This window comes from Plesiocystis pacifica SIR-1 (genome assembly GCF_000170895.1).
Classification (GTDB): domain Bacteria; phylum Myxococcota_A; class Polyangia; order Nannocystales; family Nannocystaceae; genus Plesiocystis; species Plesiocystis pacifica.
On record NZ_ABCS01000102.1, the window covers coordinates 1 to 23196 of the forward strand.

General features: G+C 69.9%; 19 protein-coding genes. 10 read left to right on the top strand and 9 right to left on the bottom strand.

Annotated elements, in window-relative coordinates; genetic code table 11:
* Positions 1–169: 169 nt before the first annotated feature.
* Complete coding sequence (gene rpoD / locus PPSIR1_RS33520; protein WP_006975693.1) at positions 170–1939, bottom strand: RNA polymerase sigma factor RpoD; 1770 nt, start codon at positions 1937–1939, stop codon at positions 170–172.
* Between the two features lie 60 nt (positions 1940–1999).
* The gene (dnaG, locus tag PPSIR1_RS44580) at positions 2000–4396 is read right to left on the bottom strand and encodes a DNA primase (protein ID WP_006975694.1); all 2397 of its coding nucleotides are present in this window, start codon (positions 4394–4396) and stop codon (positions 2000–2002) included.
* Between the two features lie 221 nt (positions 4397–4617).
* Here dnaG and PPSIR1_RS33530 point away from each other — a divergent pair, with 221 nt between their 5' ends.
* From PPSIR1_RS33530 to nadC, 4 genes are all read left to right on the top strand, one after another.
* Positions 4618–5004: a hypothetical protein gene (locus PPSIR1_RS33530; protein WP_157596245.1), complete on the top strand. Its 387-nt coding sequence runs from the start codon at positions 4618–4620 to the stop codon at positions 5002–5004.
* 87 nt (positions 5005–5091) lie between these two features.
* Complete coding sequence (gene mrtZ / locus PPSIR1_RS44585; protein WP_006975696.1) at positions 5092–5976, top strand: myxosortase MrtZ; 885 nt, start codon at positions 5092–5094, stop codon at positions 5974–5976.
* Positions 5973–6719, top strand: a complete 747-nt coding sequence (locus PPSIR1_RS33540) for an HAD family hydrolase (protein ID WP_006975697.1) — start codon at positions 5973–5975, stop codon at positions 6717–6719. The genes mrtZ and PPSIR1_RS33540 overlap by 4 nt, the downstream gene beginning before the upstream one ends.
* Positions 6716–7594 carry a carboxylating nicotinate-nucleotide diphosphorylase gene (gene nadC / locus PPSIR1_RS33545; protein ID WP_006975698.1) on the top strand — a complete coding sequence of 293 codons (879 nt, stop codon included), beginning with the start codon at positions 6716–6718 and terminating at the stop codon, positions 7592–7594. The genes PPSIR1_RS33540 and nadC overlap by 4 nt, the downstream gene beginning before the upstream one ends.
* 381 nt (positions 7595–7975) lie before the next feature.
* On the opposite strand, the gene PPSIR1_RS33550 is transcribed toward nadC, so the two are convergent.
* On the bottom strand, positions 7976–9430 hold the full coding sequence (locus PPSIR1_RS33550) for an FG-GAP-like repeat-containing protein (RefSeq protein ID WP_006975699.1): 1455 nt from the start codon (positions 9428–9430) through the stop codon (positions 7976–7978).
* 135 nt (positions 9431–9565) lie between these two features.
* On the opposite strand from PPSIR1_RS33550, the gene PPSIR1_RS33555 reads away from it, so the two are divergent.
* From PPSIR1_RS33555 to PPSIR1_RS33565, 3 genes are read left to right on the top strand one after another with little or no spacing between them, the layout of a single operon-like run.
* Positions 9566–10195, top strand: coding sequence for an RNA polymerase sigma factor (locus tag PPSIR1_RS33555; RefSeq protein ID WP_006975700.1), 630 nt, complete (start codon positions 9566–9568; stop codon positions 10193–10195).
* A gap of 50 nt (positions 10196–10245) precedes the next feature.
* Positions 10246–13110: a serine/threonine-protein kinase gene (locus PPSIR1_RS33560; protein ID WP_006975701.1), complete on the top strand. Its 2865-nt coding sequence runs from the start codon at positions 10246–10248 to the stop codon at positions 13108–13110.
* A complete protein-coding gene (locus PPSIR1_RS33565) occupies positions 13107–13952 on the top strand; it encodes a hypothetical protein (protein WP_006975702.1) in 846 nt (281 codons plus the stop codon). The genes PPSIR1_RS33560 and PPSIR1_RS33565 overlap by 4 nt, the downstream gene beginning before the upstream one ends.
* A 12-nt stretch (positions 13953–13964) precedes the next feature.
* On the opposite strand, the gene PPSIR1_RS33570 is transcribed toward PPSIR1_RS33565, so the two are convergent.
* From PPSIR1_RS33570 to PPSIR1_RS33595, 6 genes are all read right to left on the bottom strand, one after another.
* Positions 13965–14702, bottom strand: a complete 738-nt coding sequence (locus tag PPSIR1_RS33570; RefSeq protein WP_006975703.1) for a metallophosphoesterase — start codon at positions 14700–14702, stop codon at positions 13965–13967.
* A 9-nt stretch (positions 14703–14711) separates the two neighbouring features.
* Positions 14712–15731, bottom strand: coding sequence for an SGNH/GDSL hydrolase family protein (locus PPSIR1_RS33575; protein ID WP_157596246.1), 1020 nt, complete (start codon positions 15729–15731; stop codon positions 14712–14714).
* Positions 15732–15791: 60 nt separating this feature from the next.
* Positions 15792–17549 (bottom strand): DUF2914 domain-containing protein, encoded by a 1758-nt coding sequence (locus PPSIR1_RS48585; RefSeq protein WP_006975705.1) that lies wholly within the window; start codon positions 17547–17549, stop codon positions 15792–15794.
* Positions 17550–17680: 131 nt separating this feature from the next.
* Positions 17681–18547 (bottom strand): tetratricopeptide repeat protein, encoded by an 867-nt coding sequence (locus PPSIR1_RS33585; RefSeq protein ID WP_006975706.1) that lies wholly within the window; start codon positions 18545–18547, stop codon positions 17681–17683.
* A 92-nt stretch (positions 18548–18639) separates the two neighbouring features.
* Positions 18640–19500, bottom strand: coding sequence for an OmpA family protein (locus PPSIR1_RS33590; protein WP_006975707.1), 861 nt, complete (start codon positions 19498–19500; stop codon positions 18640–18642).
* A 78-nt stretch (positions 19501–19578) separates the two neighbouring features.
* On the bottom strand, positions 19579–20202 hold the full coding sequence (locus PPSIR1_RS33595) for a hypothetical protein (RefSeq protein ID WP_006975708.1): 624 nt from the start codon (positions 20200–20202) through the stop codon (positions 19579–19581).
* A gap of 287 nt (positions 20203–20489) precedes the next feature.
* Between PPSIR1_RS33595 and murA the strand changes: the two genes are divergently transcribed.
* The 3 genes from murA to PPSIR1_RS33610 are packed head-to-tail and all read left to right on the top strand — an operon-like array spanning position 20490 to position 23192.
* Positions 20490–21794 carry a UDP-N-acetylglucosamine 1-carboxyvinyltransferase gene (gene murA, locus PPSIR1_RS33600; protein ID WP_006975709.1) on the top strand — a complete coding sequence of 435 codons (1305 nt, stop codon included), beginning with the start codon at positions 20490–20492 and terminating at the stop codon, positions 21792–21794.
* Positions 21778–22452 (top strand): ATP phosphoribosyltransferase, encoded by a 675-nt coding sequence (gene hisG, locus PPSIR1_RS33605; protein ID WP_006975710.1) that lies wholly within the window; start codon positions 21778–21780, stop codon positions 22450–22452. Before murA ends, hisG begins: the two co-directional genes overlap by 17 nt.
* Positions 22449–23192, top strand: a complete 744-nt coding sequence (locus PPSIR1_RS33610; protein ID WP_006975711.1) for a hypothetical protein — start codon at positions 22449–22451, stop codon at positions 23190–23192. The genes hisG and PPSIR1_RS33610 overlap by 4 nt, the downstream gene beginning before the upstream one ends.
* Positions 23193–23196: the final 4 nt, after the last annotated feature.

Consider the following 23196-nt stretch of genomic DNA (forward strand, 5'->3'; position numbering starts at 1 on the left):
CCCCCTCACCCCCGCCAAACAAACGCCCCCTCACCCCCGCCAAACAAACGCCCCCCTTGGGGGGCGACCACATGCGGCCTGAGGGGGCACGAACCCCATTGCCTTACAGCCAAAGAGGAGGAGCGGAGCGACGAAGCGCCCCCGGTCCTCCCCTGCCTGCGGGGGCATATCAGGAACTCTCGACGAAGGCCTTGAGGCGCTTGGAGCGGCTCGGGTGGCGGAGCTTGCGCAGCGCCTTGGCTTCGATCTGGCGGATGCGCTCGCGGGTCACCGAGAAGTCCTGGCCGACCTCCTCGAGGGTGTGGTCGGAGGTCTCGCCGATGCCAAAGCGCATGCGCAGGACCTTCTCTTCGCGCGGGGTGAGCGTGGCGAGGACGCGGCGGGTCTGGTCGGCGAGGTTGATGTTGATGACCACCTCGGCCGGGCTGACGGCGTTCTTGTCCTCGATGAAGTCGCCGAGGTGGGAGTCCTCCTCCTCGCCGATCGGGGTCTCGAGGGAGATGGGCTCCTTGGCGATCTTGAGGACCTTGCGGACCTTGTCGAGGGGCAGCTCCATCTTCTCGGCGATCTCCTCCGGGGTCGGCTCGCGGCCGAGCTCCTGGACCAGCGAGCGGCTGGTGCGGATCAGCTTGTTGATGGTCTCGATCATGTGGACCGGGATGCGGATCGTCCGGGCCTGGTCCGCGATGGCGCGGGTGATCGCCTGCCGGATCCACCACGTGGCGTAGGTCGAGAACTTGTAGCCGCGCTTGTACTCGAACTTGTCCACGGCCTTCATCAGGCCGATGTTGCCCTCCTGGATCAGGTCCAGGAACTGCAGACCGCGGTTGGTGTACTTCTTGGCGATCGAGACGACGAGGCGGAGGTTGGCCTCGACGAGCTCGGCCTTGGCCCGGTCGGCCTGGCGGCGCGCCTTCATCAAGCGGGTGTGCAGCTCGATGAGGTCCGGCGCGTCCATGCCGGTCTCCTGCTCGACCTGGCGGATGCGCTTGGTCGCGAGCTTCATCCGCGCCTCGATCTCGTGGAGCTCCGAGGGGTGCAGGCCCAGGCGACGGCAGAGCTTGAACTCCTCCTCCTCGCTCAGGCGCACGTCCCGGAACAGCCCGCGCAGCTCGCTGAGCTCCATGCCGGCCCGGCGCTCGCAGGTGGTCAGGTCCTGGGTGGCCCGCTGGACCCGCTCGACGATGGAGTTGAGCTCATCGACCATGCCGTCGACGGGCCTGCGCGACAGGTACATCTCGCGGATCGCGTCGACGATCGCGATCTGGTGATCGTCGACCTGCTGCTCGACGGTCTTGCCGCGCTCCTTTGCGGGCTTGTCCGGGGTCGCGGCCTGGGCCGCGAGCAATTTTTCGATGTCCTTGTGGTGGCGCCGGACCTTCTCGAGCTGCTTTTGCATGTTCTCGAAGGCGGCGTCCTGGTTGACCGGCGCCTTGCTCTTGGGCTGCGGGCCGTCGTTGGGCGTGGCGATGGTGACGACGTCCTTGATCCGCAGCTGGCTGCGCTTGATCTTGTCGAACATGTCCTGGACGTAGGGGACCGCCACCGGGCTGGCGAGGACGATCTCGAACACCTGGAGCTCGCCCTGCTCGATGCGCTTGGCGATCTCGACCTCACCCTCGCGGGTCAGCAGGGAGACCGAGCCCATCTTGCGCAGGTACATGCGCACGGGGTCGTTGGTGCGGCTGGTGTCGGACTCGTCCTTGGCCTTGCGGGTCCGAGCCTTGCGCTTGGGCGACTTCTCGAGGGACTTGGCGAGGACCTTCACGCCCTCGGACTCGAGCATGCTCTTCCACTCGTCGAGCTTGCCGTGATCGATGACGTCGGGGGGCAGGAGCTCGCGGAGCTCCGCCACGGTCATGTGTCCCTTCTTTTTTCCAAAGGCGACGATCGCCTGTTTGATCTTGTCGACGTCTACGGCTGGGTTCTTGACGGACATATCGGTGTTGGACCTCTGCGGAGTAAAGTCAGGACTTCAGGGGTGCGGGGGGCGGCTGGCTCAGCGACGCGGTTGAACCAGCTCGGCGAGGGCCGAGCGCGTGGCCATGCGCTTGACCATGAGTTCACGGACGACGTCGAGGCGACCGGTAGCCCGGGCCTCGGCGATCTGGTGTTCCAGGGAGTGCAGTTCGCCCTCGAGTCGATCACGCCGGCAGATCTGCAGGCCCTCGTCGAGGCGCGCTTGGGGGTCCTCGTCCTCGAGGAACTCGTGCCCGAACAGGTGATCGTGGAGCATGCGGTGCTGGCTCGGATCGACCAGATCGAGCAGCTCGCCCTCGCTGGGCATGGTCTCGCCGTCGAGGGCGGCCTGGATGACGCGGGCCAAGATGGGCTGCAGACGTTGGTCGGTCACGTGGTCGAGGACGCCATTGCGCTCTGCGTTTCGGGCCAGCTCTGGTCGGTCGACCAACAGTGCCGTCACGCTCGCCTGGCCGCTGGGCAAAGGCAAAACGGAGCGCATGGCGGCCGAGTGTGGCACACCACCAGAAAATTGCGAGGGGCTCGGGGGAGGCTTGGATCCCGCTCGGGGAGAGGGCGAAGCGCGGCGTGGCGATTGGGGCATGGTCTGTGCATCGGCCGGTGGCGGCCCTGCGCTCGCGCCCGCTTCGAAGGGCGAAGCCTCGCCCGGAGGCTCGAAGCCGACGTCCGGCTCGTCGCCAAAGCCCGCGCCCGCCGTCGCTTCGCCGTTGGGCATGTCTGGCGGAGGAGCCCACGGCGCTGATCCTTCGGCCGGTGCCGCCGCGTTGAATTGCATGTCGAGCGGCGGCTCTGGCCAGTCAGGGGGCCCACCAGATGGGCCAGTGGCGTGGGCCCCGTGTTCAAAAGACCGCTCAGCCGGTTGCGGTGCGCGATGGGGCGCAGCGCCCCACGACCTGTCTCCAGCGGGTCGACCCTGCTCGAACGAAGCCTTTCGAGGCTTGGACTTGGACCCGCGGTAATTGCGATTTCGGTCGCCGCCTCGCCGATCGCTCCGCTTCCCGCCCACGGCGCGCCCGCGCTTGGAGCCACGACCGCGCCCGCCCTCACCTCGCTCCCCTCGGCCCCCACCACCACCACCACCACCGAGGGCGAGGTCACCACCCACCGCTGACCAGACCCGACGCGGGGGGAGGTCCAGCATCTCGGCGGCGAGGTTGCAGTAGTCCCCGCGGGCGTCTCGGCCTTTGACGCAGCGCAGCAGCGGGACGAGCGCTCGCAGAGCGCGAGCCTTGGCGTCGATCGACTGCCGCGCACCCTTGGCGACCATGCGCCGCATCAGCCACTCCAAACCCGAGCCGGGGGCGCGCAGCAGGTTGTCGAGGTGCTCCGGATCGATGCTGTCGGGATCCTCACCCTCTGGCAGCGCGGCCACGCGGACGTCCATGCCGACCTCGAGGAGCAAAGGCATGGCCGCGTAGGCTGCCTTTGCGCCCGCGCGGTCACCGTCAAAGCACAAGATGATTTGGTTGGTGAAGCGAGCGAGCAGCTCGCACTGGTGCTTGGTCAGCGCCGTGCCCAGGGGCGCGACGGTCTCCCGATAGCCGCGCTGGTGCATCGAGACCACGTCGATCTGGCCCTCGACGAGGATCCCCCGCTCGGCCTTTCGCATCACAGAGCCCGCAGAGTGCAACCCAAACAGCGTTTTGGATTTTTTGTAGAGCACCGACTCGGGCGAGTTGACGTACTTGGGCGCCTTGTCGCCGGACTCGGTCTCGGCGAAGCGGGGCAACACTCGACCCGAAAAACCGAGCACCCGACCGCCAGGTTGGATGATGGGAAACATCAGTCGACCCCGGAAGCGATCGTAGTAGCTCCCGCCTCGGTTACTCGCGGCGATCAGCCCCAGGTTCTTGGCGACGTCGAGGGACAGGTCGCGCTTTTGCAGGGCGCGCACGAGGGTGTCCCAGCCCGCCTCCTCGGGGGCGGGGGCATAGCCCACGCGGAAGGCCTCGCTGGTCTCCTCGTCGATGCCGCGCTCGCGCTGGTAGACCCGGCCGGCCTCGCCGTCGGCCTCGCTGAGCAAGATCGTGCGGTAGACCTCGGCGGCGGCGGCGTTGACCCGGTAGGCCTGCTCGCGCTCGCGCTCGCGGACCTCGGCCCGGCGGACGTCGCCCTTGCTCTGGTTGGGCATGGCCACGCCGACGCGCGCGCCGAGGGTTTGCACCGCCGACAAAAAGCCCACGCCCTCGATCTTCTGCACGAAGCTAAAGGCGTCGCCCCAGACCCCGCAGCCGAAGCACTTGAAGCTCTTGCGCACCGGATCCACGTAGAAGCTCGGCGACTTCTCGTCGTGGAAGGGGCACAGCCCCTTGAAGTTCTTTCCGGATCGCTTGAGCCCGACGTGACTGCCGATCACCTCGACGATGTCCGTCTCCTCGCGGATCTGCTCGATGATGTGGTCTGGAATCGCCGCCATCGCGCTCGCGCGCTCGGATCACTCCAGTCACCGCCCCAACACGGCGACCGCCCGGCCCAACTACAAGGATCCCCACAATCGAGAAAATCGCAAGCTGACCGATCGTACGAGGCTCGCCCAAGGGGCCAAGTGGGCCTGCGGGCGTTCCCGGGGCCAAACTCGCCGGAAATTTGCCCACTCCGGCCGGGCCGTGCCACCGGTGGTGCATGGTCCACGTGCGGATGACCGGAAGCCACGACAACAGCCCCTCGCAGGAGCCGTCGGACTCCGAGCGTCGACTCAGCGGTCGCCGCGCGCGAGCCCGCGATCGACTGATGGATCGAGCCAGCTCGGACTACGCGCCCAGCTCGGCCGTCGCCAAGATGAAGCACATCGAGAACCTGCTGCTGTTCATCGATGACGATCTGCGCGAGACGGCCCTGTCCATGGAGAGGATCGAGCGCTACCTGATCTCGACCCTCGACATCCTCGAGGGCCAGCGGATCGACGGGACCAAGGTCCAGGAGCTGGCCACGGACGTGAGCGTCCTCGACCAGGTCGACCTGCTCAACGAGAGCCTCGAGAGCCTGCGCCGGCGGATGGCCCGGCTGGCCAGCGCCGTCGGCTGACCTGAAAGCTCCGCGAGCGTGGTTCACTCACCTCGCCATCGAAAATGCGCATTTCTCGCTCGGGCCTCCGGCGGCTAAGTTCTGGTCGTGAGCGCGAGCGACACCGAGGCGGCTGAGCCTGCCTCGACCGAGGCTGTCGAGCTCAGCCCAGAACAAGCCCGCCGCGTCGCGCGTCGGGCCGTGCTCGCGACCGTCGGGCTCTACCTCGGCTATGGACTGATCCGCCAGCTGCCGTGGCCGCCGGTGATCGCCGAGTCGATCGGCCTGTTGCTGATCGCCGGCTTCTTCCTGCTGCCAGGCTGGATGCTCCGAGATCGCCCCGACCTCGCCGCTCGCTGGCAGGTGGGGCCCGACTCGCCCATTCCACCATGGCGGCGCAGCGGCTGGCGGCTCGCCCTGATCGCCGGCGCGCTGATCTTCCCGGTCTTCGCCGTGGGCACGTGGCTGTTTTACTGGCGGGTGTGCCAGGGTGACTTGACCCTGCTCGCGCCGGTCATCGCCGTCGAGTCGTGGACCCCGGGCGCGGGCGGGCTCGAGCGCTTCTTCGCCCGACAGTGCCGCCTGCACCCCGGCGGGCTGTGGCCCCGCGGGATCTACGTTCCGAGCGAGTGGGCGCAGTACTACGGCCTGGGCTTCCTGCGCGCCGTGGCCGTGGGCCTGTTCGCCGTCGCCCTGCCCGAGGAGGTGTTCCATCGCGGCTACCTGATGAGCGCGCTGGAGCAGCGCTTCCCGCCCAAGCGCGAAGTGCTCGGCGTGCCCTTCGGCTGGGCGGCCGTGATCTCGAGCGCCCTGTTTGCCCTGGGCCACCTCGTGACCGTAGCCAACACCGCGCGCCTCGGGACCTTCTTCCCGGCCCTGGTGTTTGCATGGCTGTGGCGCAGAAGTGACAGTTTGTGGGCGCCGGCCTTGTTCCACGTCGCCTCGAACCTGTTGATGGACATGCTGTTGGCGAGTACGTTTCCGCCGTTGTGAACGACGCGGGCAACACCCGGGACCCCAGCGTCGGCGCCTTCTTCGACGTCGACCACACGCTCTTGGCCTGCAACTCCGGGCGCAAGTACGTCGAGTACCTGTGGCGCAACGACGCCATCTCCATCGCGGCCGCGGTCCGCTCGGTGTGGTGGCTGGTCAAGTACCGCATGAGCATCCTCGACTACGAGCAGGTCACCGCCGACGTCGTCGCCGAGTACGCCGGCCGCGACGTCGCCGAGCTCGTGTCGGAGCTGCAGGGCTGGTTCCGCTCGGACATCGAGCCCGAGATCTGCGTCGAGGGTAAAGAGCGGGTCGAGTGGCATCGCGAGCGCGGGCACACCCTGGTGCTGCTGACCTCGGGCACGGCGCTCTCGGTCGAGCCCCTGCAGGAGCTCCTCGACATCCCCCACCTCATCTGCACGCGCCTCGAGATCGAGGACGGCAAGCTCACCGGTCGCCACCTCCCGCCGAGCTGCTTTGGCCCGGGCAAGCTCCAGGCCGGGGCCTCCTTCGCCGGGACCCACGGCATCGATCTGGACCGCTCCTACTTCTATACGGACAGCTACTCCGACCTGCCCATGCTCGAGCGCGTCGGCAACCCGCGGGTCATCAACCCCGATCCCCGGCTCAAGCGCTGGGCCGAGCAGCGCGACATGGCCTTCGAGCTGTGGCACGCTCAGGGCTTCGAGGCCACGCGCGACGCCATGGAGCGCTCGACCCGGGCCGCGGGCGGTGCTCGATGAGCGGCGGCGGCGGTGGCATCTCGGAGCTCGGCGCCATCGAGGCCATCGTCGCGGCGGCGCTGGCCGAGGATCTGGGCTCCGGTGATCTGACCGGGCGCCTGACCGTCCCGGCGAACACCCAGGCGCGCGGGCGGATCGTCGCCAAGCAAGCGCTGACCCTCGCCGGCGCCCCCGTCATCGCCCAGGTGTTCGCGGCCGTCGCTCGCCTCGGCGGCGCGGTCCAGGTCCGGGTCCAGGTCGACGACGGCGCGGCGATCACCCCCGGCACGGTCGTCGCCGAGCTCGAGGGCGACGCCCGCTCGATCCTCGCGGGCGAGCGCACGGCCTTGAACCTGCTCGGCCGCGCCTGCGCCGTGGCCACGACCACGCGCCGCTACGTCGACGCGGCCGGCCCCGAGCTGCGCGTCGTCGACACCCGCAAGACCATGCCGGGGCTGCGCGCCCTCGATCGCTACGCCGTGCGCTGCGGCGGCGGCCACAACCACCGCAACGATCTGGGCGCGGGCGTGCTGATCAAGGAGAACCACATCCGCTGCGCCGGCTCGGTCACCGCCGCGGTCGCGGCCGCCAAGGCCCACGCGCCCCACACCGCGCGCATCGAGTGCGAGGTCGAGACCCTCGACGAGCTGCGCGAGGCCGTGGCCGCCGGGGCCGAGATCCTGCTGCTCGACAACATGGACGACGACACCCTGCGCGAGGCCGTGGCCATCGTCGGGCCCAAGGGCGAGCGCCGGGTGATCCTCGAGGTCAGCGGCGGGATCACCATCGAGCGCCTGCCCCGGCTGGCGACCCTCGGCCTCGACCTGGTCAGCGTCGGCGCCCTGACCCACTCGGCGCCCAACGTCGATCTCTCGCTGCTCTTCGAGCTCGGCTGAATTCAACTTTGCCCCCGCAGAGGTCGCGGGACCGGGGACGCTTCGTCGCTGCCGCTCCTCCTCTTTGGCTTGTCCTCAATGGGGTTCGTGCCTGGGAGAGGGCCGGTGGTCGCCCCCGCAAGCGGGGGCGTGGATTCACTGAAGCCGAGCCGAGCCGAGCCGAGCCGAGCCGAGCCGAGCCGAGCCGAGCTGAGCTGAGCCGAGCTGAGCCGAGCTGAGCCGAGCCGAATCGAGCCAACTCCACCGGGCCTCCCCGACCCCAGCCAGCTCCAACACGACAAAGAGCCCCCTTCTAGGGGGCAGCAAGGCCTCCCAAGCCCTACAGCCTGGGAGCGAGCGAAGCGAGCGGACGCCAACCGGAAGCGCCCGCGGGGGTCCAAGTCAAAAGCTCAGAGCGCCGCCGAAGTGGGCGCCAGCGAGGGCCGGCTCGCCCGCAAAATCTGTGATGCCGAGCTTTTGCGAGGTCACCATCACGCCGTTGACGTTGCCGTAGGTGTAGGCCCCGCCGCCGCGGATGTTGCCGTCCTTGGCCCGCTTGGCGCCCACGACCAGGTCCGTGCCGCCGCCGAGGTAGTTGCCCAGGGACACCGCGTTGCCAAAGCGCTGCTTGTCGGCCATGTCCGGGTAGTCCATGGGCGTGAGGGTCTGGCGCTGGATGAGGCCGTCGTAGAGCACGAAGGCCGCCCCCGACAGGTTCGGCCCGCCGACTTGGGTCTGGTAGGGCGCGCCCACGACCAGGTCGTCGACGCCGTCGCTGTCGACGTCGCCGCTGACCATGGCGTAGCCGAAGCGGTTGGGCCCGCTGCCGCAGGACACGGCCCGGTTGTCGATCACCGTGCCCGCGCCGTCGGTCTCGAAGATCTCGACGGTCCCGGTCTCGGGCTGGGGGTTCTTGCCGGGCCAGCCCACGGCCAGGTCCGGGTGGCCGTCGCCGTCGAAGTCGCCCGCGGCGAGGGACCAGCCGAACCAGTGCCAGTTCTCGTCGTTGGTGCAGGCCGCGTCGTCGCAGGGGGTGACCAGCGCCAGCTCGTGCACGAAGGCGTTGCCGTCGAAGGTACGGACCTGCGCCGCGCCGACGGTCTCGCCGTCCACGACCCAAGTCGGCGCGCCGATGAGCAGGTCGTCGAGGCCGTCCTCGTTCATGTCGCCGCGGCCCAGCGAGAAGCCGAAGCGGGCGTCCTCGCCGCCCGCGACGTCGGGGCGGATGTTCTGCCACCAGGTCAGGCCGCCCGCAGTGCCGCGGGCGATGTAGGCGAGCCCGGTGTTGTCGGTGGTGCCCTGCTCCGAGGCCCCGGGCGCGCCGATCGCCAGGTCGTCGCAGCCGTCCCCGTCGAAGTCCGCGGCGACGACCGAGCGGCCAAAGCGGTCGCCCGCCTCCTCGGGGGCGTAGAAGTCCGAGCGGATCAGCGAGCTGCGGGTGTAGCTCCAGCCCTCGGGGGCCTCGGCGTCCGGCGTCGAGCTGTAGATGAACACGCGCCCGGCCTCCTCGAAGTTGTAGACTTGATCCAGCGGCGCGCCCATGGCCACGTCGGGGATGGTGTCGCAGTTGAAGTCGCCGAGGGCCACGGAGAAGCCCGCCCGCTCGCCGCCGTGGACCCGCGGGACCAGGAGCTCCATGGGGTCGAAGCCGGCGGCGCTGCTGAGGTAGACCGCGGCCGAGCCGGTGTTGGCGTCGTCGTCGTCGTTGTCGCGGGGGATCCCGACCACGAGGTCGTCGAGGCCGTCGCCGTCGATGTCGCGGTTGGGGGCGGCGGCGCCCGTGCTCGGCAGCGCGATCAGGGCGGCGAGGGAGCTGACGAGGAGGAAGGCGGAAAGGGGGAGCTTGGGGGTGTTCATGGCTTGGTGTCTCCGGCGTCGCGGGACTCGTTGGGCGACGCATGGGGACGGTCAGGCGAGCCCCGCGAGCAATTCGAAAAAGTCCGACAATCTCCCCAGACGCGCTCGGAGCCCCGGCTTGCTACCATCGCGAACATGACGCAGGTGGATGAGCGGGCGCTGCTCGAGGCGTGGAAGCAGGGCGACAAGCGAGCCGGCGGCCAGCTCATCGATCGCTACTTCCAGCCCCTCTATCGCTTCTTCATCAACAAGGTCCGCCGAGGTGAAGAGGCGGAGGAGCTGGTCCAGCGCACGCTGTCCGGCGCCGTCGAGAGCCGCGACCGCTTCCGCGGCGACGCCAGCGTGCGCACCTGGATGTTCGCCATCGCCCGCAACATCCTGCGCCAGTGGATCGAGGTCCAGGCGCGCAAGCGCGGCCGCGAGGCGGACCTGGGCTCGGGCTCGCTGTCCGTCGCCGACCTGGGCATGGGCCCGAGCGCCGCCTTCGCCAAGCGCCAGGAGCAGCGGCTGATGCTCGAGGCCCTGCGCCGCCTGCCCCTCGAGCACCAGGTCGTGCTCGAGCTGGCCTACTGGGAGCGCTTCACGGCCAAACAGATCGGGGCGGTCATCGACGCCACCGAGGCCAACACCCGCAACCTGCTGCGCAAGGCCAAGGCCGGGCTGCGGGCCAACCTCGACCTGCTCGCGCGGACCAAAGAAGAGCTCGAGTCGACGGTCGCGGGGCTCGAAGACTGGGCCGAGCAGCTGCGCGAGGCTTGGGCCTGAAAGAATCGAAATTTTCGAATTGAACCCGCGCCAGCCCTGACCACCCCAGCATGTCCGAGCAGCCGCCATCGACAGCCTCCGCAGAGGCCACGTCCGCGGATGACTCGGGGCTCGAGGCCATCGACCTGCCCGAGCCGGACTCTCTGGCCATGGATCTGGCCCGCCAGCGCGTCCGGGCCCAGCTCCTCGGCGAGGCCCTGCAGCCCCGCCGGGTCGACCGCTTCGTGCTCGAGCGAGAGCTCGGCGCGGGCGGCATGGGCATGGTCTGGAGCGCCGTCGACGAGCGCCTCGACCGGACCATCGCGCTCAAGTTTCTGCGCCGCGACGAGGGCGACGCCCGCAGCGAGCAGCGCATGCTCGTCGAGGCCCAGGCCCTGGCGAAGCTCTCGCACCCCAACGTGATCCCGGTCTACGACGCGGGCCACAGCGAGGGGCGGGTGTGGATCGCCATGGAGTTCATCCCCGGGCTGACCCTGCGCCAGTGGGTCGCCGAGCACGACCCGAAGCCCGCGGCGATCCTCGACGCCTGGCTCGAGGTCGGCCGGGGCCTGGCCGCCGTGCACCGGGCGGGGCTGGTTCACCGCGACCTCAAGCCCGACAACGCCATGCTCGGCGAAGACGGGCGCGCGCGGCTGATCGACTTTGGCCTGGTCCGCAAGCTGAGCGCCCAAGCGCCCATCGAGCGTGACGCCGCGACCCTCGACGCTTCGGCGTCGTCGGCCCAAACCGAGTCGGTCTCCCGGCGCGAGGGCTTCGCCGGCACCCCGGCCTACGCCCCGCCCGAGCAGCTCGCCGGCGAACCCGTCGACGCCCGGGCCGATCAGTACGCCTACTGCGTCAGCGTGTGGGAGTGCCTCGCGGGGGCGCGACCCCGGCACACCAGCGCCGAGCAGCAGCGCCGCATCCCCAAGCGCGTCCGTCGAGCCCTCGAGCGCGGCTTGGCCCCCGATCCGCGCGAGCGCTTCCCGGAGATGGAGGCGCTCTTGCTCGCCCTCGCGCCCCCGCGGCGCCGTCGGTGGATCCTGCCCGCCGTCGGCCTCGCCCTCGCGGGCGGGCTGGGCGCGGGGCTGTGGCTCGGACCCGCGCTCGAGGACCCACCCGACCCCTGCGCCCGCGCGAGCGCGGGCATCGACGAGGTGTGGACCGCGGCGCGCAGCGAGCAGCTGAGCGCCCTGGATCCGCGGGTCGCCGGAGCCTTCGAGAGTTGGGTCGAGGACTGGCGCGGCGTCGCCCAGGCCAGCTGCGAGGCGGTGCACGTCGAGAACCTGCTGCCCGAGTCCGCGCTCGCGCCTCGGCACCGCTGCCTGAGCGCGCGACGCGGGGAGCTCGAGCTGGCCCTCGAGCTCATCGATGAAGAGGGCGCGCGCGGCCTCTCGCGCGGCGGGCAGGTCCTCGGCGAGGTCGAGCTGTGCACCCGCGAAGGCCTCGACGAGGCCCCTGTGTCCGCAGCGCAGCGCGAAGCCGTCGACGCCATCGAGCGCGGGCTCCTCCGAGCGCGCTGGGGCATCGGCGAGCGCTCGATCGAGATCCGCGAGCGAGCAGCCGCGCGGCTCCACGCCGACGCTCGCGAGCTCGACCACGGACCCACGATCGGCCGCGCTGCGCTGACCCGGGCGCGCCTGGCCCGGGCCCGCGGGGACGCAGATGCAGCCCAGATCTGGCTCGGTGAGGCCCTCGACGAGGCCGCCCTGTCGAACGACCTGCTGCTCCGCGCCGACGCCCTCGCCGGCCTGTTCGCGGTCGCCCTCGAGCTCGAGATGGATCCCGAGCGCTCCACGTGGCTCGAAGGGCGCGCGGCCCAGATCCTCGCCGAGGTCCCCGAGGCCCGGGTCCGGCGCGCGGCCCTGGCCCTCGATCGCGCCCGCCTTCAGGTCCTCGTCGGCGAGCGCGAAGCGGCGCGCTCGACCTTGGTCGAGACCGTCGCCGCGCTCGAGGCCTTGGGGCCAACCCAGGACTTTCGCCGCGCCATCGCCCTGCGTCAGCTCGCCGAGCTGGAGTCCTCCCTTGGCGCGACGCCGAGCCTCGCCGGGGCCGACACCCTCCGGGCCCAAGCCCGCGCCCTCGAACTCGGCGTCGAGGCGGGGCGACCGCTCGGTGAGCCGGGTCGGCGCGCCTACGACGACGCGCTCGCGGCCTTCGAGGCGGGCGAGCTCGCCAAGGCCGAGGCCGCGATGACCCTGGCCGTCGAGGAGCTGACCATCGAGCACGGAAGCGTGAGCCCCGACCTCGCCAACGCGCACGTCGCCCTCGCGGCGATCCTCGACGCCCAGGGACGCCTCGAGCGAGGGGCCGAACACGCCCGCCTGGCCGACGCCACCTTGCGCGCCATCGACCCGCGCCACCCCGACCTCATCTATGCTCTCAGCGCCCTGGGCACCCTGGCCTTTCGCAGCGAGGACTTCGCCGAGGCCGAGGCCAGCTTTCGTCGAGCCCGGCTCGTGGGTGAGGGCCACCTTCCGCCCGACTCCGTCGAGCTGGCCGATCTCGACGCGAACCTCGGCGAGGCCCTGCACGCCCTCGGGCGCACGGCCGAAGCGGACGCGCGCCTGCGTCGGGCCCTGGCCGTGCTCGAGGCCGAGCTGGGCCCCGACTCGCCGCAGCTCGCCATCGCCCGCAAGGCCCTGGGCGCGGTATGCCTCGAGAGCGGGGCCCTCGACGAGGCCCACGCTTCCCTGCGCTTCGCGGTCCGCCTGTCCCCCGAGGGCTCGCGCGAGCAGCTCGAGGCGCGCTGGCTCCTGGCCCAGGTGCTGGTCGAGCAGGGCGATCGCGAGGCTGGAGTCCGCGAAGCAGACGCCGCCCTCGCGGGGCTGTCTTCGATGGACGACGGCGCGCGCTGGGAGCGAGAGATCCGCGCGTGGCAGGCCGCCCTCAGGCCGCCCAGTTCAACCGACGACGATCGAGAGGAAAACCGATGAGCAACAGTCACAACGCACAGATCGAAGGAGACAGCTCCAGCGGCTACACGCTGACCATCCTAAACAGGGAGGTCGCCAAGGGGTGGTTCGAGGTACGCAACAGCAGCAGCGACGACCTCAACGTGACCATCCAGGGGAAGTCGGGCGGCGCGGTGGTCTACCAGGACACCAAGCACCTGCCCAAGCCCACGGGCGACGGCACGACCTACTCGGCCTTCCTGGCCGGGGACGACTCCATCGACACCTACGTCGTCTACCACGGCGACCCGCTCACGGAGATCGGCTCGGTCACGAACATCACCTACACCTACAACCAGGTCACCCTGCAGCAGAGCGCGCTGACGACGGGCTTCGACATGAGCACCGCGAGCCCCTACGTCATCGTCGGGAGCTCGAACACCGTCACCGTCAACGCCGACGATGGCGAGCCCACGGTCACCGTCGACGGGGGCGCCCCCCTGAGCGCCCAGGGATCCGGGCCCTACACCTACTCCGTTGCGAGCGGCAGCGAACTCTCCGTGACCTCGGCGGGGGCCGTGGTCCAGGTCTTTCAGCTCGCGTTCATGAGCAGCTCGACCGCGACCGTCTACCAGGGCACGAACGGGGGCTGGCTCGCCCTGCCTCCCGTGATCACGCCAGACCGCTCGGGCAAGGTCGGGGTCACCCTCGACCCCGCATCCTTTGGGTTGTGGTTTCCCGGGGGCAGCAACAACGAGGCCTTCCCCGCGGCGGACTTCACCAGCTCGATCGCCCCGGACCCGAGCAGCACCCACCCGTGGATCTTGCACATCGACGTCGACGGCGATCCCAAGATCCTGATCAAGCGGCTGCCCCCGGGCTGAGCTAGCGGGCTGCTAGCCCCGCGCGGGCACCTGCACGACGCGGTCTTCCTCGACGCACCAGGCCGTGAGCGGCCCGCCGTAGACGCAGCCCGAGTCCAGGCCGATGGTCTTGGGCCCGCGGTAGTGCCCGCGCCACGCCCAGTGGCCGTGCACCACCCGGGTCGCGCCGGCGTAGAGCGCGTCCCAGGGTTGGTAGGGCGGCGGGCAGTCCTCGGGTTGGCGATCGAAGCGGGTCCGCGCGCCGGTCTCGGTGCAGCAGCGGACCCGCGTCGCAAAGGACACGGCCTCGCTGAGCAGCCAGTCGTCGTCGTGGGGCCCGGTCTGCGCGGGTCCGCCCAGCAAAGGCGCCAGCGCGTGCAGGTCCGTCCACTCCGGGTGCAGCCCGGCGTGCACGAGCCAGGTGTCCGGGACGCCGTCGCCGTCCCCGGGCAACAAGGCGAGCGCCGGAAGATCCCGCAGCGCGCCGAGCAGCGCCTCGCCGTCGGGGGCGTCGTAGAGCGCGTCGAGGGTGTCGGACTTGCGCGGCCATCGACCCGAGCGCGCGCACAGGGCGTAGACCTCGTGGTTGCCGATCATCCCGCGCCCGCCGAGGGCCCGCCACAGCCGGGCCGTCTCGAGCGAGTGCGGCCCGCGGTTGATCACGTCGCCCGCGGCCCACAGCTCGTCGCGGTGCTCGTCAAAGGCAATCGCCGCGAGCAGGTCTTCCAGCTCGCGGACGCAGCCTTGGAGGTCGCCGACGATCCAGCGCACGCGCAGGCGTCAGGGGCAGTCGCAGCCCCAGCTGCGCGGCAGCTCGGGGCAGGCGGTCTCGGCGATGAGCCGGTGGCCATCCTCGTTGGGATGGATGTGGTCGAAGGCGTGCAGCTCCTGGCGCATGAAGTACTGCGGGATCAGGGCCGCGGCCTGGGCGTCGGCCTCGAGCTTGGCGGCGCGCTCGTCCTCGGACAGCTCGGCGACGCTCTTTTTCCAGTCCTTGTCCTTGGCCAGCAGCGCCTTCATCTTCTCGACGTCGCGGGGCGTGGCCATCTTGTCGCGCATGTCCGAGTCGTAGAGGTTGATCGGCACGTCGGCGATCTCCTCGGGCAACCACGGACCGGTGGGGTCGTCGCGGCGGTCCCGGTAGACCCCGAGGGCCCGCTGGGGCGTGGCCGAGCCGAGGATGAACTCCTTTACGGTCTCGGTGAAGTCCTTGTATTTGAGCCCGCTGTAGCCCCGCCAGCGCTTGTCGCTCTCGGCCCCCCAGGGCATGGGCGTGAACGCGACGACCTTCATGCCGCGCTTGTGGGCCGAGAGGAACATCTGGCGAAGCTCCCGGTTGGTGCGCTCGGGCGTGGCGATGCTGTTGAGCCCGCCCTGGAACACGAGCCAGTGCTCGTAGCCTTCCTTGCGCAGGTTGATGTAGCCGTTCTTGACGACCTGAGCCATGAAGCGCTGGCGCAGCTGGTAGGCGCCGTAGCCCGTCTTGGACAGGTTCTTGACCTCCACGTTCGCGCACATGTTCTGGATGTGCTCGGGGTAGGGGCCCTTTTGCCAGGCGCCCACGGAGCCCGCGAGGATCAGCACCTTGACCGGCTTGTCGGCGTGCTTGAAGCGCCAGGTCCCGATCTCCTCTTCCTCCCCCTCGAAGGCCGCGCTGGCGTTCTCGTTCTCGTCGGCCTGAGCCTTGGGGCTGGCCACCAGGGCCGCGCAGACCAGGCCCAGGGCGCACCCCGTGACGAGCTTGCGCAGGGTGGAAAAGCGGCGAGAGGACGGGCGGGAGGGACGAGTCAGAGCAGGCATGACGGACGGGCTCGGCGCCGGGGGCTCCCCTGAGACGGGGGCCTGAGCATCCTATTCGACCTACTCGGTGATTCGAAATTTGACGACGGCGAGCTCGGCGTCTTCGTCGCCCTCGGGGACGATGCGCACCTGCCAGTCCCCGACGTACTCGGGGCGCAGCTTGAGGTAGGCGCGGGTCTTGTAGGCGTGGATGTCCCGGATCGTGACCTTGCCTCGACGCGTGACGACGCCGTCTTTTTCCCAGAAGATCCGAACGGTCTCTTCCATGCGGTTGTGGACCACGCGGAAGCACACGTTGATGATGTCCGTCCCCTCGATGGGGAAGCTCTGACCCGTCCCGGTGCACTTGCCGCCTTCGTAGGCCGTGCCGATCTGCGCCAGGTCGATGTGGATCCCCGTCGCCCCGATCGCGCCGATCGGCGGGCCGTCGTGGATCGACACCGGGAGCTTCTTGAAGGCCTTTGCGTTCGCCGCCGGCGTCCCTGGTGGGATCACGCTCGGATCGCGGGGGTCGTCGACCTTGGCCGGCGTCGGGATCGGGTCGATGGGCGCAGGCTCCGGCGCAGCTTCGGTCTCTGCCGCGGGCTCTCCGGTCTCGCCCGACTCTTCGCCGCCGCCCGACTCCGAGTCCGTGCTCTCGCCGACCTCGTCGCTGCCTTCCTCGCTGCCGCCCGTCTCCGGGACGATCACCTCGGCGCGGTTGCCGTGGGCCGAGAGGGCGTCGGGCGCCCGCGGCTTGGGCCCCTCGAGCGCCTCCTCGGCGCTGGGCCCCGCGCTCGGGCGCTCGTCCTTGGCCGTGTTCGTGCGCGGCGGCTCCTTGGTGTCGTTGTGAGCGGCCTCTTTGTTCTTGCCGCTGGCGATGAACACCACGAAGGCCAGGATCAGGCCGACGCCGCCGAGGATGTAGAGGATCGCGGGCGAGGTCCCGCCGTCGTTGGCGGCCGGGGTCTGTTTCGCGGGCTCGGGGGTCTCGCGGGACTTGGACGGGCGCTCGAAGGCGACGACCTTCTCGTCGTCCTTCGGCTTCTCGTCGTCTTTTGACGGCTTCTCGTCGTCCTTCGACTCCTCGCCGCTACCCGACTTCTCGTCGTCCTTCGACTCCTCGCCGCTAACCGACTTCTCGTCGTCCTTCGACTCCTCGTCGCCATCCGACTTCTCGTCGCCCGACTCCTCGTCGCCATCCGACTTCTCGTCGCCCGACTCCTCGTCGCCATCCGACTTCTCGTCGCCCGGCTCCTCGTCGCCATCCGACTTCTCGTCGCCCGACTCCTCGTCGCCATCCGACTTCTCGTCGCCCGACTCCTCGTCGCGCTCCGGCCTCTCGTCGTCCTTCGACTTCTCGTCGCCATCCGACTTCTCGTCGCTATCCGACTTCGCAGGTGCCGGCGCCGCGTCATCCTTCGACTCCGCAGGAGCCGGCGCCGCGACCGGAGGCGCGACCGAGGGCACCTTGGGCGGCGCGGTCGAGAACGCCCCCGCGATCGAGCTCGAGTCGCTCGAGCTGCGCGGAGACGGCGAGCCGATCGGCGGGATGAAGATCTTCGTCGGGCCCTTGCTCTCGTTCAGCCCGCCGAGGGCCGGCGGAGCGAACAGCGATCCCTTCGCCGCGCCGGCTCCAGGCGCGGGCGCGGGCGCGGGCTCACCAAAGAGATCGCCCCAGCCCTCGCCGACCGAGCTCCCGGCCTTCGCCTCCGGCTCGGGCGCTTCGGCCTCGCCGCCCTCAGCCTCGCCTCCCTCGGAGCTGTCCGCGGCCGAGTCAGCCTTGGAACCAGTTTCGGGATCGACGGGTGGGTCTTCGGGCTTGTCCGACTCGGCCATGGCGGGGCGACGGGCGTGACACTTGGCCGCGCCAAATCTCATGCTGCCTCATGCGCGCTCCCCACCGCAAGGGCCTCGAACGCCCTCGCGGCGGATCGTTGCCAAACTCGAGCCCAAGCCCGAACGACCGGTCAAGCCGCCGGGTCGGTCTCTTCTTCGCTCGAGCGGCGATCCGCGCAGATCTTGCCCTTGTCCGCCTCGAGGGTCGAAATCTGCTTGGCCGCCTGCTTCTTGTAGCGATCCGGGGCGCCCGAGTCCTCTTTGACGATGGCCTCGAAGTAAGCCATCGACTTGTCGCACTGGCCGAGGTTCGCGAACGCGAGCCCCGAGTAGTAGACGGCGTCGTGGATGACCTCGCTCTCCGGAGCGTTTTGGACGAGCCAATAGAACTCGCCCAGGGCGCTGCGATAGTCCCGCTCGGAGTAGAGGGTCTGGCCGATCTTGAAGCGCACCTCGGCCTCTTTTTTGTCCGCCGGGTAGCGCGACAAGTAGGTGCGGAACAGCCGGCGAGCGCGGCCGAAGTCCTTGGACTTGAGCGCCGACTCGGCCGCGCGCATGAGGTCGGACTTGCCCTCGGGGATGTTGGTCTCGGCGTTGAGCTGGGTCTCGAGCTTGGCCAGGCGCTGGTCGACCTCGGTGCGCGACTCGGAGATGTTCTGCGCCAGGGCGGCGACCTCGTTTTGGCTGTCCTCGGCGACGCCCCGGACCTCGCCCAGGTCGACCTCGAGGTCGTCGACGCGCACGCCGATGGTCGCCTGGTTCGAGCGCAGGATCTTCTCCGCCGCCGCCAGCTGCTCTTCGACCTGGGCCATCTGCTCTTGGGCCTTGGCCAGGGTCTCCTCGAGCTGCATGTCACGCTCGGCGACCTTCTTGCGCAGCGCCATGACCTCGGACTCGAGGGCGTCGTGGTCGGCCTTCATGGTGATGCAGCCCGAGAACAAAGGGGCGCAAGCGAAGACGGCGAGGAGGGTCAACGAGTGGGGTCGGGTCGTGGACATGGACTTTCCGATCGCGCGACCCGCCGAGGCGGCGGGTCGTGGGGGACCTCAGCGCGCGCTCGCGCCGAGGTCAGAACGGTTGTCGACGGCGATCACTGCCAGACGAACTCGACGCGGCGGTCGTCGGCGTAGGTCGAGTCGTCGGTGCCGCGGGCCTCGAGGCTGCCCTTCGAGATGACCTGCATGTTCTCGGGGGGAACGCCGAGGTCGACGAGGAACTTCTTGACGCCCTGGCCGCGCTTGTCGGTGAGCAGGATGTTGTACTCCTCGGTGCCGCGCGGGTCGGCGTGGGACTCGAGGTAGACCAGGCGACCCTGGTCGGCGATGCACTGGGCGGCCGCCTGCAGCTGCTGCTGGGTGTCGGGGCTCAGCTTGGGGCTGTCGAAGCCGAAGAACACGGCCGGGAGGTCGCAGAGCACCTCGCCGTCGCCCTGGTAGTCGCCGGAGAAGATGCACATGCCGGCGTCGCAGATCTCGTCCATCGCGCAGTCGTCGTCGACGGTGCAGGCCCCGGGCGCGCCGGGCATGCCGTCGGAGCACAGGCCAGTGCCGAGGTCACAGGTGCCGGCGGGGCAGTCCATGTCCTCTGCGCAGAAGTCACAAGCGCCGGACTTGCAGACCAAGCCGCCGGTGCAGTCGAGGCTGCTCGTGCACGGCGAGCCCTGACCCGAGCCACCGGCCGAGGCCTCCGAGGGATCCACGCAGCGGTACTCGAAGCAGACGTAGTCCTCACCGTTGGGACCCTTGGCGGCGCACTCGCTGTTCTCGACGCAGTTTTGGCAAGTGCCATCGAGGCAGCGCTCGCCCATCTCCTGGTTGCAGTGCTTGTTCTTCTTGCACAGCGGGTACTCGGGCTTCTTGCACGCCGTGGTCGACATGGCGAGCGAGCCGAGGGCGAAGAGGCCGAGGAGGGACAGGCGGGAGAGGCGAGCGGGGAAGAGGCGCGTCGACATCGAGGAGGACTCCGAGAAACTCGCGCCCCGGTCGGGCGAGCGAGTTGGCAGAAGGATTAGCTGGGCCCGGAATCGGTGTCAACCGCGCATGCTATGGGCGTGGAGACGAACCTCGTAAAGATCGCCGTCGACGCGAACGCGCTGGCTGTGAACCTCGCCCTTTGTCTCCACGATGTCCGCGCGCGCCGCAGCGAGGACCTGGGGGCCCAGCTCCGGGCGGGGCGCCAGCGACAGGCGGTGGAGCACGTAATCGCTCCAGGTCAGCTCCGCGAAGCGGGCCTGGCGGACGATCAGGTCGTACTCCAGCTCGACCTTGCGGCCGTCGTGGTGCCGGGCGACCACCTCAATCTCGAACACGCGCTGCCCCGAGGGGGTGGCGATGACCTCCGTGAAGGTCGTGTGTTGGCCGTCGGAGACCACCAGAGCGCGACGAGGGACCACGATACGCGTGTGGCTCGCCGGCCCCTGACCCCGGCCCGAGGCCGACAGACCCGCGGGATTGCTCTCATGGACGACGATCTCGAGACCGACCTCGAGGGGCCACAGCGCCTCGCTGCGATCCCCAAACATGGGGCGGGAGAAGCTGTCCCCGGGGGTCTCGGCGAGAGCCGGCGACGCCAAGGTCGCGGCGCCGACGAGCGCGGCGAGGGGGAGGGCGTGGCGGATGCGCGAGAAGCCTTGCATGCCCTTGCGATCGATCACTTTTGGCCCAAGCCCAAATTTTCCCGCGCCGCCGGGCCGGCCCAGACACCCGTGAAAAATTTGGTTCGGCGGGGAGATCTCGGCCCTTCGACTCCAGGTCCGTGATCGCCGCCGGTTTCCCAGGCCGGAATTCGGGCCGGAGCCAAGGCCGCACATGGCCCGGCCTCCGGTGCCAGTCCATCGAGCAAATCCCCGGGATTCGTGCGAGGCTCCGGCGGCCCAAATCAGTCGGGCTGTCCCGGGACCCCGCGGAAGGCGAGCCCGGAGCCAGGCGTACATCGACCGACATGGACAAGCTCGAAGTCATTGGCAAGCCCCCCGCCTCCCCCGGCACCGGCCTCGTCGGCCGCATCCCCGTTCGCGGAGCCAAGAACGCGGCCCTCCCGATCCAGTGCGCGGCCCTGCTCGCCGACGGTAAGACCCGGCTGCGCCACGTCCCGCGGCTGACCGACGTCTCGACCATGAACAAGCTCCTGCGCGAGCTCGGCTGCGAGGTCTCGGCCGACGTCGACGAGCGCGTGGTCGAGATCGACCCCACGGGCGTGGGCTCGGGCAGCCTCGAGGCGCCCTACGAGCACGTCAAGACCATGCGCGCCTCGGTCACGGTCATGGGCCCGCTGCTCGGTCGCTACGGCCAGGCGCGGGTGTCCCTGCCCGGCGGCTGCGCGATCGGGGCCCGGCCCATCGATCAGCACCTCAAGGGCCTCGAGGCCCTCGGGGGCGAGGTCACCCTCGAGCACGGCTACGTCGACGTGCGCGCCAAGGCCAGCCACGGCCGCCTCGAGGGCGGGCGCTTCCACTTCGACAAGGTCACCGTCGGCGGCACGCAGAACGTGATGATGGCCGCGGTCCTCGCCAAGGGCTCGAGCCGGCTCGAGAACGTCGCCCGCGAGCCCGAGGTCCAAGAGCTCGCCGTGCTGCTCAACAAGATGGGCGCGCAGATCAGCGGCGCGGGCACGGACGCCATCGAGATCGAGGGCGTCGACCGGCTCGAGGGCATCGATCACGCGATCCTCGCTGACCGCATCGAGGCCGGCACCTTCGCCGTGGCCGCGGCGATCACCCGCGGGGACGTGCTGCTCGAGCACGCGCCCGTGGACCACATGCGCGCGGTCATCGACAAGCTCATCGAGGCCGGGGTCGAGTGCCGGGTCGAGGCCGAGGGCCTGCGGGTCATCGGGCCTGAGCGCATTCGCCCCATCGACGTCGCGACCCGCCCCCACCCCGGCTTCCCCACGGACATGCAGGCCCAGATCATGGTCCTCGCGTGCATGGCGGACGGCGCGAGCGTGATTCGCGAGACCATCTTCGAGAACCGCTTCATGCACGTCCCCGAGCTCAACCGGCTCGGGGCGGACATCGTCGTCAACGGCAACACGGCCGTGGTCCGCGGCCCGACGCGCTTTTCCGGCACCACCGTGATGGCCACGGATCTGCGCGCGAGCGCGTCCCTGGTCCTCGCGGGGCTCGTCGCCGAGGGGGCCACGGAGGTCCGGCGAGTCTACCACCTCGACCGTGGTTACGAAGCGATCGAAGCGCGCCTTAGCCCCCTCGGCGCCCAGATCGCGAGGTATCATGGGGCCGGTGCCTGAACAGATCACGTGGGCCCTCCCCAAGGGTCGCATCCTCGAACAGGCGACGCCGCTGCTCGCAGCCGCAGGTGTCGAGATCGCCCCGGCCCTGAAGAGCGTCGGGCGCAAGCTCCTCTTCGACCTCCCCACCGGTGAGCGGGTGCTGCTGGTCAAGCCCGTCGACGTGCCGACCTACGTCGAGCACGGCATCGCGGACGTCGGCATCGCCGGCCTCGACACCCTGCTCGAGCAAGGCCGCGACCTCTACGAGCCCGTCGACCTGGGCATCGGGCGCTGCCGCATGGCCGTGGCCCAGCCCCGCGAGACGGCCGGGGGCCTGCGCCGGGGCATGACCCTGCGCGTGGCGACGAAATACCCCCGCTGCGCGCTCCGCCACTATCGGGCCAAGGGCATCCAGCCCGAGATCATCCCGCTCTTTGGCAGCGTCGAGCTGGGGCCCATCACCGGCCTCGCCGACCAGATCGTCGATCTGGTCGAGAGCGGCGAGACCCTGCGCCAGAACGCGCTCGTGGAGGTCGAGACCATCTTCGAGGTCAGCAGCCGATTGATCGTCAACGCGGCCAGCTTGCGCTTGAAGCAGCCGGCGATCTCGCGGATCATCCATGGCCTGCGCACCACGGTCGAGGAGCGCGCACGAAAGGTGGCAGCGAGCCAGTGAGTCTGTTTGGGCGCAACAAGAACAAGGGCAAGCCCCCGCCCGGCGAGCCGCCAGCGAAGCTCGTCGAGCGCGCCTTCAAGGAGCTGCGCGTGCACGTGCGCCTGAGTGATCAGGGCCTCGGCGTCGGCGCGGACGTCCACGAGAAGCTGCACGAGTCCGTGCCCGAGCTCGTGCCCTACGGCTCCAACCAGTACGCCGCGGTCCGGGCCATCCTCGACTGGGATCACTCCCTGCCGAGCGACTACATGCTGTTGCGGATCTACACCGCCTACAGCCGCCACGAGGCCCGCCTGCTCGACACCCAGATCCGCGCCCGGGACCAGGCCATCGCCTCGGACAACGTCTACCCGGAGTTCGATCTTCCCGACTACGGCGAGCTCGACGCGAGCGAGACCTACATCGCCGTGCTCCGCCCCGGCTCGACCAGCTTCGAGGAATTCCGCTTCTTCAGCGACTGGCGCAAGGAGGTCCGCCCGCCCGTGGCCCGGGCCGCCCTGTCCGCCGTCAAGGGCCTCGAGAGCTACCAGGCCGCCTACAAGGCCCGGCAAAACGACGCCCTCGGCTCCGCCGTGGTCGTGGGCTGGGTGCCGCCTTGCCTGGCGCACTCGACCGCGTGGGCCGTGGAGATCTGGCTGGTCGTGGAGTTCGACGGGCAGGTCGGCAAGGCCAAGGTGTTCATGGTCGACTCCGAGAGCCTCGAGGTCACCCGCGAGTACCTGACCGAAGTCCACGTGCCCTGAACGA